Source organism: Brevundimonas sp. (genome assembly GCF_035627055.1).
Lineage (GTDB): Bacteria > Pseudomonadota > Alphaproteobacteria > Caulobacterales > Caulobacteraceae > Brevundimonas.
On the sequence record NZ_DASPMM010000028.1, the window covers coordinates 59,293 to 72,771 of the forward strand.

The following is a 13,479-nucleotide window of genomic DNA, read 5'->3' on the forward strand; positions in this document are numbered from 1 at the left end:
CGGCTTGGATTACCCCGAATGGTGGAGTTTCCGCGCTCCGCAAGAAGGGCGTGGAACAGGGATCAGGAAACGCCGCGGCGCCCCCGTACATCGCGGGACCCCCGGCCAACGTCGGGGAACCGCCCATGCGCCTTACCAACCTTCTTCGCAGCACCGCGTCGGCCGCCGTCGTCGGCGCCGTGGCCTTCGGCCTGGCCGGGACCGCCTCGGCCCAGGACGTCCAGCAGGGACCGACCACCGTCGACGACATCATCGTCACGGCGCAGAAGCGCGAGCAGAACCTGCAGGACGTGCCGATCGTGGTCACCACCCTGTCGCAGGAGATCCTCGAGGACACCGGCGTCCGCGACATCAAGGACCTGCAGATCCTGACCCCCGGCATGACCGTGACCTCGACCACCACCGAGGCCTCGACCACGGCCCGTATCCGCGGCGTCGGCACGGTCGGCGACAACCCCGGCCTGGAAAGCTCGGTGGGCGTGGTCATCGACGGCGTCTACCGGTCGCGCAATGGCGTCGGCTTCGGCGACCTCGGCGAACTGCAGCGGATCGAGGTCCTGAAGGGCCCCCAGGGCACCCTGTTCGGCAAGAACACCTCGGCCGGCGTCATCAACATCATCACCGAGGCCCCGTCCTTCACCCCGGGCTTCAACGCCGAACTCACCGTCGGCAACTATGGGCAGATGGGGGCCTCGGGCTCGGTCACCGGCCCGATCAGCGACACCCTGGCCTTCCGCCTCTACGCCGCCCGCCGCGTGCGCAACGGCTTTTATGACGTGGACACCGGCGACGGCCCGCGCACCCTGACCGACGACGCCAACCAGGACTTCGGCACCGTCCGCGGCCAGCTGCTGTGGCTGCCGAACGACAACACCTCGGTCCGGGTGATCGCCGACTACTCCAAGCGTGACGAATACTGCTGCGTCGGCGTGCAGGTGCGCACCGGGCCGACCTATCCGTTCATCGACGCCATGTCGAACGGCACGGGCCAGCGTCCGCCGGCCGCCGGCTTCGGCTTCCTGCCCTTCTCGCGCACGGCTTTCGCCAACCGCGACACCGGCCAGGAGATCGAGGACAAGGGCGTTTCGATCGAGGCCAACATCGACCTGCCGAACTTCGGCGGCGCGACCCTGACCTCGGTCACCTCGTGGCGCGACTGGTCCACCGTCAACGGCATGGACATCGACTACACCGGCGCCGACATCGCCTATCGCCTGGAAGACGGCGAGTTCGGCTACACCGTCGACAACCTGACCCAGGAATTCCGCCTCGCCGGTTCGACGGACGCCTTCGACTGGCTGGTCGGCTTCTTCGCCACGCGCGAGAACGTCAACCGCGACGACACCTTCTACTTCGGCGCCGACTACAATCCGGTTCTGGCCTTCCAGGTCTCGGCCGCCCTGAACGGCGCCAACCCGGCGATCCCGATCAGCCCCGCGATCATCGGCTGCTTCACGCGTCCGGGCACCACCTCGCCGCAGATCCAGGGCTGTCTGGCCACCGGCGGAGCCTCGGCCAACCCGCTGCTGCAGCCGACCGGCCCTGTGCTGGTCGCCGGCCAGAGCCTCGACGACCGCTATGAGCAGGAGTCGACCTCGGTCGCCCTGTTCACCAACAACACCTGGCACGTCACCGACCGCTTGGACCTGACCCTCGGCCTCCGCTACACGATGGACGAGAAGTCCCTGACCGGGCTGCAGACCAACGTCGGCCCGAACCAGAACGTCTGCGCCGCCGCCCTCGGCAACCAGGCCGCCATCGGGGGCGCCGTCGGCGCGGCCAATGCGCCGCTGATCCTCGGCCGCCTGTGCCTGCCCTGGTCGAATCCGTTCTACAACAACCGGGTGATCGACGAGAGCGTCGACGACGGCGAGCTGAGCGGCACGATCAAGGCCGCCTACCGCCTCAGCCCCGAGGTTCTGGTCTACGGCTCCTACGCCCGCGGCTACAAGAGCTTCGGCTACAACCAGGACCGGGTGCAGAACGGCGTCACGCCGAACGCCTCCCTGTTCTTCCCGTCGGAAACGGTCGACAGCTATGAGCTGGGGGTGAAGACCACCCTGTTCGACCGCTCGGTCCTCCTGAACGCGACCTATTTCGACCAGACCTTCCACGACTTCCAGCTCAACACCTTCCTCGGCACCGCCTTCGTGGTGGAGTCCATTCCCGAGCTGAGTTCGCGCGGCATCGACGCCGACTTCCTCTGGTTCACCCCGATGGAGGGGCTGAGCTTCCAGGGCGGCGTCACCTGGACCGACGCGGAGTACGGCCAGTTCACCGCCGCCGACCTGTTCACCCCGGGCAACTTCCCCGGCCTGTCGCTCCTGCCCGGCGCCCGTCCCTCGTTCGCCCCGGAATGGTCGGCCACCGGCTCGATCAATTTCGATCGCTCGTTCGGCGACGGCCTGCGCGCCGGCTTCAGCCTCGCCGCGAAATACTCGAGCGACTACAACACCGGCTCCGACCTGCTGCCCTACAAGGCCCAGGACGCGTTCACCATCCTCAACGGCCGCATCTCGGTCGGCTCCGAGGACGAGCGCTGGACGGCGGACTTCTGGGTCCAGAACCTGACCGACGAAGAGTACGTCCAGGTCGCCTACAACGGCTTCCTGCAGGGCGGCGCCTTCCAGGGCACGGTCCAGCCGAACGGCACCTATTACAACCCGGCGCTGGACTCCCAGACCATCGACGCCTTCCTGGGCGCGCCGCGGACCTACGGCGCCACCCTGCGCATCAAATACTGACCGGTTCGCCGACAGGCGAAACGGACCAGCCGGCCGGGGGCGACCCCGGCCGGTTTTGTTTTGGCCGGCGGTCCGGCCGAGGACGGAGGTGGAGATGACGGAGATCGACGAGGCGACCGCCGCGGCGCTGGGCTGGCCGAAGACGAAATACGCCTGGGTCGAGCGCGAGCGGCGCTGGCTGTGCCGGGCCGTCCCCTTCCACCGCGTCATCCGCAGCGAGGCCTTCACCGACCTGTATGTGACGGGCACGCGGCTGCGCCTGCGCGAGGCCATCCCGGCCGATGGAGGGGCGCCCATGCGACGGCTCGGGCGCAAGGCCGACGTCGACCCGTCGACCCGGCTGCTGACCTCGATCTACCTCTCGCCGGAGGAGTACCGCCTGCTCTCCACCCTGCCTGGCGCCGTGCTGCGCAAGACGCGGCACTATCTCGGCAAGGTCGGCGGGGCCGACCTGTCGGTCGACGTCTTCGACGGCCCGCTCAGCGGCCTGGTCATGGCAGAGGCCGAGTTCCAGGACGCCGCGGCGATGGCCGCCTACCCGATGCCCGACTTCGCCGTCCGCGAGGTCACGGACGACCTCCGCTACACCGGCGGCCGGCTGATCGCCGACGGCCTGCCCGACGAGCAGACCGCCTGATCTCCGACGGGCCGGCTACTCCGCCGGCGCGGGACTGCCGCCGCGGTTCGGTTCGTCCCTCTGGCTGGCGAACATCTTGCCCATGCGCCGGGCGAGGAAGCCCGCCACGTCATCGACGATGGTGAAGATCGGCGGGATGAACAGCAGCGACAGGAAGGTCGAGGAAATCAGCCCCCCGACCACCGCGATGGCCATCGGCGAGCGGAACTCGACGTCGGCCCCCCAGCCGAGGGCCACCGGCATCATGCCCGCGCCCATGGCGAAGGTGGTCATCAGGATCGGCCGGGCCCGCTTGTGGGCGGCGTCCATGATGGCGTCGAGCCGGGGCATCCCGTCCTTCTCGGCCATCACGATGTAGTCGACCAGCAGGATCGAGTTCTTGGCCGCGATGCCCATCAGCATCAGCACCCCGATGAGGGACGAGATTGAGAAGCTGGAGCCGCCGATCATCAGGGCCACAAAGGCCCCGCCGATGGCCAGCGGCAGCGAGGCCATGATGGTCACCGGATAGGCGAAGCTGCGGAACAGCAGCACCAGCACGGCGTACATCAGCAGGATGCCGGTGGCGAAGGCGACGGCGAAGCCGGTGATCATCTCCTGGATGAACTCCGCGTCCCCGGCCGGAACCTGGCGCACGCCGGGGGGCAGGGTCTTCACCGACGGCAGCTTCTGCACCGCCGCCGCGGCCTCGCCCGAGCGGATGCCGTCCAGCTCTGCGGTGATCGAGGCGATGCGGGCGCGGTCCTGTCTCAGCACCTGCGACGGGCCGGCCCCGAAGCGGATGTCGGCGACGGCGCTCAGGGGCACCGCCCCGCCGGTGTTGGTCGGCACCCGGAGGTTCTCGAGCACCGACAGGTCCTCGCGGGCGTTGGCGGTCAGCTGAAGGCGGATCGGCACCTGCCGGTCGCCCAGGTTATATTTCGGCAGGTTCTGCGCGATGTCGCCGATCGTGGCGACGCGGATGGTCTGCGAGATGTCGCGCGTCGACACCCCCATCAGGGCGGCCTGGTCCGGCCGCGGCACGACGAGGATCTCGGGCCGGGCGATCGAGGCGGTGTTGACGACGTTGGCGAGGCCGGGAACGGTCCGCATCTCCGCCTCGATCTTGCGCGCGGCGGCCTGCAGGGCCGCCGGATTGTCGCCCAGGATGGCGAAGGTGTAGCTCGTGCCGTCCGACGGCCCCCCGCCCTGATTGCCGGTCCCGGAGCCGATGCGGGCCCCCGCAATGGATTTCCAGCCGTCGACCATCTCCCGCTGGAAGTCCTGCTGGCTGATGGCCCGCTCGCCCTTGTCGACCATGTCGGCGTAGACGTTGGCCTGGTTGACCTCCTGGCCGCCGATCTGGGCGAACACCGAGGTCACCTCGGGACGTTGCTGCAGGTCGCGCGTCAGCCGCTGCACGATGGCGTCGGTCTGGCGCAGCGTGGCGCCGGGCGGCAGTTCGACCGAGAAGGCGGCGCGCCCCTCGTCGCCGGACGGCGAGAATTCGAACGGCACCTTGGTCGCCAGGAACCCGCAGCCAATAAACAGGGCGGTGCCGATGGCGAACACCTTCCACCGGTTGCCCAACGACCAGCGCAGCGCCTTCAGATAGCCGCTCATCCAGAACGGATCGGCGTCCTCGTGCTTGTGGTGCTTCAGCAGATAGGCGGCCATCAGCGGCGTCAGCGTCCGGGCCACGACCAGCGAGAAGGCCACGGACACGCAGGCGGCCAGGGCGAAGGCCTTGAAGAATTGTCCGATGATGCCCGGCATGAAGCCGACCGGCGCGAAAACGGCCAGGATGGTCGCGGTGGTGGCGACCACCGCCAGGCCGATCTCGTCGGCCGCCTCCATCGAGGCGTTGTAGGGCGACTTCCCGTCCCGCATGTGCCGGACGATGTTCTCGATCTCGACGATGGCGTCGTCGACGAGGATGCCGACGGTCAGCGACAGGGCCAGCAGCGTCACCACGTTCAGCGACTGGTCCATCGGGCCCAGCACCGCGAACGCCGGGATCAGCGACAGCGGCATGGCCATGGCGGTGATGAAGGTCGCCCGCCAGTCGCGCAGGAAGATGAACACCACCACCACCGCCAGCACGGCGCCGAGCAGCAGGGCCTCCAGTGAGGCGATGTAGCTCTCCTCGATGTATTCGACGCTGGCAGTGACCTGTTCGATGGTCAGTTCGGGGTGGGCGGCGTCGATCTCGGCGACCCGCGCCCTGACCTTGTCGGCCACCTTGACCTCGCTGGCCGTGCGTGAGCGCAGGAAGTTGAAGGTGACCGCTTCCTGGCCGTTGTAGCGGGCCAGCCGGCGCGGTTCGCTCCAGTGGTCCTCGACCGTGCCCAGGTCGCCGAGACGGACGGACCGGTTGCCGCCCATCGGCACCAGCGTCTCGCGCAGCTGCTCGATCGAGCCGGCGGCGCCGAGGGTGCGGATCGACCGCTCCGAGCCCGAGATGGTGACCCGCCCGCCGGGCAGGTCGCTGTTGACCGCCGTCAGGGCCTGGCTGACCGAGGCGGCCGTCAGCCCGTAGGAGGCGAGGCGGTCGGGGTCCAGCTCGACGCGGACCTCCCGATCGACGCCGCCTGAGCGGTTGACCTCGCCGACGCCGCCGATGGACAGCAGCGAGCGGCTGACCTCGTTGTCGATGAACCAGCTCAGCTCTTCCGGCGTCATCGTCGACGAGCGCACCACCCATGTGATCAGGGCGTCGCCGGTAATGTCGATCCGCTGGACGCTGGGTTCCTGCATGTCCTGGGGCAGGGAGCCGCGCAGGCCGCTCATGGCGTTGCGGACGTCGTTGGTCGCCCGCTCCGTGTCGGTGCCCAGTTCGAACTCGATCGTCGTCACCGACGAGCCGTCGGTGATCTGCGAATTGATATGGCGCACCCCCGACAGGCCCGAGAGGGAATCCTCGATCAGCCGGGTGACCTGCACCTCCATCTCGCTGGGGGCGGCGCCCGGACGGCCCGCGGCGACCAGCACCAGCGGGAAGTCGATGTCGGGGTTGTTGTTGATCCGCATCCCCATGAAGCCGTTGACGCCGGCCAGCGTCAGCAGCACGAACATGAGGATGATCGGGATCGGATTCTTGATCGACCAGGACGAGATGTTCTTCATCGCCGGGCCTTATTTCTTGGCCGCGGCGGCGGGCGCGCGGGCGGCGGCGCGGGCCGGGGCGGCGGCGGGACGGGCCCCCGCGACGGTCACCCGGTCGCCCTCGCCGAGGAAGCCGGCGCCCTCGACCACGACGCGCACCCCCGCCTCGATGCCGCTGACGGCGGTGCGGTCGGCGGCCCGCGACAGGACGGTGACCGGACGGAAATGCGCCCGGCCGTCGGTCCCCATCACGAACACCCCGGCCCGGTTCTCGCGGTACAGCACCGAGGCGGTCGGCACGGTGACGGCCGGCTGGTCGCCGACCTGGATGCGGGCGCGGGCGAACATGCCCGGGCGGAAGCCGCCGCCGCGCAGGGCGATGCGGGCCACGCCCAACCGGGTCTCGGGGTTCACTTCCGGCGTCACGATGCGCACCGTCCCGGTCGTCTCCCCGACCTGGTCGGACGAGATCACGGCGCTCTGGCCGGCGCGGACCAGCCGCAGCTCGGTCTCCGGCACCTGGGCGTCCAGCTCCAGCCGGCCGTCGCGGACGATGCGAAACAGTTCGGTCCCGGGCGAGATGATCTGGCCGCGCGTCACGCTGCGGCTGATCACCAGGCCCGACACGGGCGCCCGGATGGTCGCCTGCGACAGGCGGGTGCGGGTCTCCGACAGCGACGCCCGGGCCGCCGCCAGATTGGCCTGCGAGGCGCGCTGGTTGGCCAGGGCCGTATCCAGTCCGGCCTGGCTGAGGAAGCCGCGTTCCTTCAGTTCCTGGGCCCGGCCGAGGGCGGCGTCATCGCGCGCCGCATTGGCCTCGGCCGTCTGCACCGCGGCCTGCTGCTGGCGCAGCTGGGCCTGCAGCAGGGCAGGATTCATCTGCACCAGCGGCTGCCCCTGACGGACGTAGCTGCCCTCGTCGACGAACACGCCGGTCGCGGTCAGGCCGCCGGTCTCGGCCCCCACCGGCACCTCCTCCCAGGCCGAGACATTGCCCGAGGCGGTGACCGTGCGCGGCAGGTTCTGCAGCGTGGCGGTCGCCACCGTCACCGTCAGGGTGCTGGCGCCCGAGCCGGCCGCCGCCTTGGTCTCGGCCTTCTTGGCCGCGTCCTCGCCGCCGCAGGCGGCCAGCGCCAGCACCAGGGTCAGGACGGCCGCGCCGGCCCAGCTCTTCCGCATCATGTTCGCCACGTCTGATCCCCATCGGGGCGCGGAGGGGGAGCCGCGCGCCAGCTTTCCGGCCGCCAAAACGGGCGAACCTTGTCATCGGCTGTTGAATAGACGTTTCGGGCCCGCTTCTCAAACGCCAATCGACCCCCTTACGCCGATGTAATCCGCCACAAAATCAGTGGCGGAGCGCGGGAGGCCGCCGCCCGCGTTGGCGATCCGGCCCCGCCGTGCTACCGGCCCGCCCATGACGACCCCTCCCATCGAACGCATCCGGAATTTCTCCGTGGTCGCCCACATCGACCACGGCAAGTCGACGCTGTCCGACCGGCTGATCCAGCACACCGGCGGCCTGACCGCGCGCGAGATGAGCGCCCAGGTGCTCGACAACATGGACATCGAGAAGGAACGGGGCATCACCATCAAGGCGCAGACCGTGCGCCTGCACTACAAGGCGAAGGACGGCCTCGACTACGTCCTCAACCTGATGGACACCCCCGGCCACGTCGACTTCGCCTACGAAGTCAGCCGCAGCCTCGCCGCCTGCGAGGGCTCCCTGCTCGTCGTCGACGCCTCCCAGGGCGTCGAGGCGCAAACCCTGGCCAACGTCTATCAGGCCATCGACAACAACCACGAGATCGTCCCGGTCCTCAACAAGATCGACCTGCCGGCCGCCGAACCCGACCGCGTGCGCGAGCAGATCGAGGACGTCATCGGCATCGACGCCTCCGACGCCGTGCTCTGCTCCGCCAAGTCCGGGCTCGGCATCGAGGACGTGCTCGAGGCCATCGTCACCCGCCTGCCGGCGCCGAAGGGTGATCCGAACGCCCCGCTGAAGGCCCTGCTGGTCGACGCCTGGTACGACCCCTACCTCGGCGTCGTCGTGCTGGTCCGTGTCTTCGACGGCACGCTGCGCGCCGGCCAGCGCGTCAAGATGATGCAGAACGGCTCGACCCACCTGATCGACCGGGTCGGCGTCTTCCTGCCCAAGAACACCCCCGTCGAGAGCCTCGGCCCCGGCGAGGTCGGCTTCATCACCGCCCAGATCAAGGAAGTCGCCCACGCCGCCGTCGGCGACACCATCACCGACGAGAAGAAGCCCACCGCCGAACCGCTCAAAGGCTTCAAGGAGGTCCAGTCGGTGGTCTTCTGCGGCCTCTTCCCGGTCGACGCCGCCGACTTCGAGGACCTGCGCGCCGCCATCGGCCGCCTGCGCCTCAACGACGCCAGCTTCACCTATGAGATGGAGTCCAGCGCCGCCCTCGGCTTCGGCTTCCGCTGCGGCTTCCTCGGCCTGCTGCATCTGGAAATCATCCAGGAGCGGCTCAGCCGCGAGTTCAACCTCGACCTGATCGCGACCGCCCCCAGCGTGGTCTACAAGATCAGCCTGCGCGACGGTTCCGAGATCGACCTGCACAACCCGGCCGATCTGCCGGACGTGATGCAGATCATGGAAATCCGCGAGCCGTGGATCAAAGCCACGATCCTCACGCCCGACGAATACCTCGGCGGCGTCATCAAGCTGTGCCAGGACCGCCGCGGCTCCCAGGTCGAGCTCAGCTACGTCGGCTCCCGCGCCCTCGTCGTCTACGAACTGCCGCTCAACGAGGTCGTCTTCGACTTCTACGACCGCCTCAAATCCATCTCGAAAGGCTATGCGTCCTTCGACTACGAGCTGACCGACTACAAGGCCGGCGACCTCGTGAAGATGAGCATCCTCGTCAACGCCGAGCCGGTCGACGCCCTCAGCATGCTGGTCCACCGCGCCCGCGCCGAGACCCGCGGCCGCGGCATGGTCGAGAAGATGAAGGAGCTGATCCCGCCCCACCTGTTCCAGATCCCCATCCAGGCGGCCATCGGCGGCAAGATCATCGCCCGCGAGACCGTCCGCGCCCTGCGCAAGGACGTCACCTCGAAATGCTACGGCGGCGACGCCACCCGCAAGAAGAAGCTGCTCGAGAAGCAGAAGGCCGGCAAGAAGCGCATGCGCCAGTTCGGCAAGGTGGAGATCCCGCAGGAGGCCTTCATCGCCGCCCTCAAGATGGACGAGGACTAGTCGCGCCTCCGCGGCATCGTCCCCGCCTCCTCGATCCGCTCGCGCTCCATCGCATAGCATTCGCACGCCAGCCGCTCGAGCAGCGGCCGGTCGAGGATTCTCGCCACCCCCCGGGCATAGCGGATCGCCCCCCGTTCCTTCAGCTGGGTGGCCGCCTCGTTGATCGTCGTCCGCTGCGTCCCCAGCAGGCCGGCCAGCTCCTCCTGGGTGAAGGCGATGTCCTCGCCCGGCGTCAGGTCCGAGGCTGAAAGCAGCCAGCGCGCCATCCGCGGCAGGGCCTTGTGCGCGGCATTGCAGGCCGCGTGCTGCACCGCCTGCATCTGGTAGATGTACGACAGCCGCAGCAACTGTTCCAACAGCGGCCGGCTGACATGGAACCGCTCGTACAGCACCCGCGCCGGCAGCACATAGACCGTGCCCGGCTGCCTTGCCGCCACCTCCCAGCCGCACGGCGTGCCGGCCATGAACGGCGCCAGCCCCGACAGCCCCTCGCGCCCGACCACCGCCGTCTCAAGCCCCCGGCCGTCGCTCAGCCGCACCAGGTTGGCCAGCTGGGCGTCAGCCGGGAAATGCACCTCCGCCACCGGCGTATCCTGCGCGATCAGCACCTGTCCCGCCGCCACCTCGACCGCCCGCAGGTGCGGCCGCAGCGCCGCCTCGTCGGCGGGCTCCAGCGTGTCGAGGAAATGATTGCCGTAAGCCATCGGGCTCCCTTCGAGGCAGAACAACGTCAGCTCAGCCGGTTCGCTCCGTCGGCGACCCGACACAAGGCCCCTCACGCGCCGGTTGACCCGCCCCCGCCGCCGCGCCACACCACCCCTCGACCGGAGAGTTCACGCCCATGGCCACCGACACCCACAAAGGCGCCGACCGCGCTCCCCGACTGGCCGTGCTGATCGACGCCGAGAACGCCTCGCCCAAGATCGCCGAGGCCCTGTTCACCGAGATCGCCACCCTGGGCGAGGCCTCCGCCCGCCGCATCTACGGCGACTTCGCCTCGGCCCAGATCCAGGGCTGGACCCGCGTGCTGGCCCGCTTCGCCATCCAGCCGCAGCAGAATTTCGCCAACACCAAGGGCAAGAACTCCGGCGACATCGCCCTCGTCATCGACGGCATGGACCTGCTGCACTCGGGCCGCTTCGACGGCTTCTGCCTGGTCTCCTCCGACGCCGACTTCACCCGTCTGGCCTCGCGCATCCGCGAAGAGGGCGTCGACGTCTACGGCTTCGGCGAGCGCAAGACGCCCGAGAGCTTCCGCCAGGCCTGCACCCGCTTCATCTACACCGAGAACCTCAGCGCCCCCGCCGCTTCCGACAATGACGACGACGAGGTCGCCGCCGCCCCCGGCGCCGGCTCCGGCCGCGCCCGCAAGCCCGCGGCCGCCGGCGCCACCCCGGCCCCCGGCAAACGCCCCCCGTCCGAAGCCGCCCGCCTGATCGCCACCGTCATCGCCGACATGGACGAGGACGGCGCCGGCTGGGTCAACGCCGGCGGCATCGCCAACCGCCTGCGCAACGCCTACCCCGACTTCGACCAGCGCTCCTACGGCTATGCGAAGCTGTCGGATTTGATCCGGGCGACCGGACGGTTCGAGGTGGAGACCAGCGCGGGCGGGGCGATGAAGGTAAGGGATCGGGCGTAGGGGCTTCCTATCTCGAGTTGGTAGAGGCGGCGGCGAGACAGCGGTACGCTCCAACCATGCCGACCGTCGTGCTTCCTGCCGCATGCCTCACTTGGCTGGCCGAGGCGGACCTCATCATGACGCGGGACTGGTGTACCGACTCATCCGACCCTGGTTAGTCGTCAGAGGACGCGCTGCGTCATTGGCGAGACGGCGAGTCCTGAGGACCTCGTGGCGTGGTTCGCAAAGAAGTGCGGCCTGATCCGCTAGGGCCAATTCGCGCTACGCGGCGCCGAAGGCTTCTCGGTGTAAGCGAATGTACTTCGGATGTGGCCACTGGGATCGGTCCTTCGGGAGGCGAAGTTGGTCCATCTGTCTTTCAAACAAGCTTCGCAATTCTGCTGGAACTCGGTTGTGAGCGACCAAGAGCCGATAGTCGTCGGTGATGGAAATAAGGTGACGGTCAAAGAGCCAATGGACGGTACCCGATAAGGCCATGCCATTCTGGACAACGTCAGGTCCGCCAGTCTCAACCGGCCAGATATGAGCGGCCTGAACTTCTGAGCGACCGCCGCCGTTGATGATCCTGAGGCCAGTGACGGCGCAGGTATCATTGTAGGCCTGACAAACCAGCCGCCGAAAATTCGCGTCGCGAACCTTGCGATTCACCAGAGTCTGCTCGATCCGGCGAACAAAATCCTCGCCAGGTGCAGGTGAATAGCCCGAGAGCGGGATCGCTGAAGTATCGGCTACTCCGGGCCCGTACCGGATGAGGTTTTCCGCCGATAGCGTCTCGCCCAGTCCGGCTGCGACAATGGAGCTGAAGTCTTCATCAGAAATGGCCCTCAACGACTTGCCTTGCAGGTACTGCCCAAGCCGGCGGGGATCGCGAATTGCGCGAAGGGGTTCCTCCCAATAAACCCGTTCGGGAGCGGAAGCGAAAAGAACCGGGGGCTCGAACGGCAAGTAATCTTCGATATAGGCGTAGGCGTAGCCGGGCTGTTCGATATCGGGCTCGACCGCGACCACTCTCCCCGTGCCAATGTATGCGCGTCTTCCCCCGTTCCGCTGAGGCTCGCGGTACAGCACCCAATCTCCCAGTGCACCGTGGGCGACGGCCAAGTAGTCTCTTCGGGCCGGGAAATGGTAGCGCTCGGAGCTGTCCTTGTAGCCCGAGCCCGACTTCGTATCGAACACGCCCTTCACGTCCGACCGCCCCTGTTGGCGATGACGGCTGCCGGCCTCGCGTCAAGCTCTTTGAACGGACTTGGTGTGCCTATCTGAATCGCTTGGCCCGGAAACGTTCGAGAATTTCCATCGCGGAAGTCCGCGTGACGGGAAGCGTCGTCGTCGGGCCCGCCGGGCCCCACACAATCGTGTCTAGTATGGTGGGAACGATCTCCCAGTCGAAGGCTAGCCCATGCCATTCGGCGGTCGAGAGAAGGTGGTACATCTCGTCGACGTATCGGGCGAGTTCCACCGCAGCCGTCCGTAGGTCTGCGGTGCCCCGCTCCGATCGCCAGTGAAACAGAGCGAGGTTCCGGAGGCGCTCCGGCGGTCTGGAGCGCCGATCCAACTCTTCCCAAACACAAAGCGCTGTTTCGACTTCGTCTGCCGAATAGGTCGCGGAATTGAGACGAAGCAGAGTCATAGCCGACGATGACTCTACCGAACGCGCCGGTCCACCCGATACCTATCGAGAGTTGGTACATGATCGCCCCTCCGACCGGAGGTTAGGCGAGTTCGGTCACGTCGCGCCAGGCCCCTCCGGCGCCAAGGCTCTTTCGCCCTTCGTGTCCTTCGTGCCCCTTCCTTTGTGCCCTTCGTGATGAACCTCGGCTCCCGACCCCGTGACGCTGTGCTGACAATCCGGGAACTCATAGTCGGGTTCAGCGGAAACTCTCCCGCCTTTCCAAAGACATCCCTTTTTCTCGACCCCCTCTCCTGCGCACAGCATCCGGCGGGCGCATAATTCACCCATCCCGTCGGTGGGGAGGGCGTCGGATCCACGTTCCTCGACGACGGCGGGCGCGGAGGTCGATGGATGGCCTCTGCTTGCTCGCCGCGCACCGAAGGCGCGGAGCGCCTGGGCCGCCCACCGGCGGTCTGCAGGTCCGTCCCGCGCCGGCGTCCGCAAGGCCGCCGGCGTGTTTCCGGCAAGGCTCCAACG

The 13,479-nt window shown here is 68.2% G+C and carries 8 protein-coding genes; 4 read left to right on the forward strand and 4 right to left on the reverse strand.

The window, feature by feature from the left end; translation table 11 throughout:
* Positions 1–125 precede the first annotated feature (125 nt).
* Positions 126–2,744: a TonB-dependent receptor gene (locus VEA98_RS15140; RefSeq protein WP_324816245.1), complete on the forward strand. Its 2,619-nt coding sequence runs from the start codon at positions 126–128 to the stop codon at positions 2,742–2,744.
* A gap of 94 nt (positions 2,745–2,838) precedes the next feature.
* A complete protein-coding gene (locus VEA98_RS15145) occupies positions 2,839–3,381 on the forward strand; it encodes a hypothetical protein (RefSeq protein ID WP_324816248.1) in 543 nt (180 codons plus the stop codon).
* Between the two features lie 15 nt (positions 3,382–3,396).
* On the opposite strand, the gene VEA98_RS15150 is transcribed toward VEA98_RS15145, so the two are convergent.
* Both VEA98_RS15150 and VEA98_RS15155 read right to left on the reverse strand, forming a co-directional pair.
* Positions 3,397–6,486, reverse strand: a complete 3,090-nt coding sequence (locus VEA98_RS15150; RefSeq protein ID WP_324816251.1) for an efflux RND transporter permease subunit — start codon at positions 6,484–6,486, stop codon at positions 3,397–3,399.
* 9 nt (positions 6,487–6,495) lie between these two features.
* Positions 6,496–7,647, reverse strand: coding sequence for an efflux RND transporter periplasmic adaptor subunit (locus VEA98_RS15155; protein ID WP_324816266.1), 1,152 nt, complete (start codon positions 7,645–7,647; stop codon positions 6,496–6,498).
* Between the two features lie 232 nt (positions 7,648–7,879).
* Between VEA98_RS15155 and lepA the strand changes: the two genes are divergently transcribed.
* Complete coding sequence (gene lepA, locus VEA98_RS15160; protein ID WP_324816253.1) at positions 7,880–9,688, forward strand: translation elongation factor 4; 1,809 nt, start codon at positions 7,880–7,882, stop codon at positions 9,686–9,688.
* On the opposite strand, the gene VEA98_RS15165 is transcribed toward lepA, so the two are convergent.
* A complete protein-coding gene (locus VEA98_RS15165; protein WP_324816256.1) occupies positions 9,685–10,392 on the reverse strand; it encodes a Crp/Fnr family transcriptional regulator in 708 nt (235 codons plus the stop codon). The two genes, lepA and VEA98_RS15165, sit on opposite strands and share 4 nt — an antisense overlap.
* 137 nt (positions 10,393–10,529) lie before the next feature.
* Here VEA98_RS15165 and VEA98_RS15170 point away from each other — a divergent pair, with 137 nt between their 5' ends.
* Positions 10,530–11,330, forward strand: coding sequence for an NYN domain-containing protein (locus VEA98_RS15170; protein WP_324816259.1), 801 nt, complete (start codon positions 10,530–10,532; stop codon positions 11,328–11,330).
* 261 nt (positions 11,331–11,591) lie between these two features.
* Here the strand turns inward: VEA98_RS15170 and VEA98_RS15175 are convergent, their stop codons facing one another.
* Positions 11,592–12,515, reverse strand: a complete 924-nt coding sequence (locus VEA98_RS15175) for an HNH endonuclease (RefSeq protein ID WP_324816261.1) — start codon at positions 12,513–12,515, stop codon at positions 11,592–11,594.
* Positions 12,516–13,479: the final 964 nt, after the last annotated feature.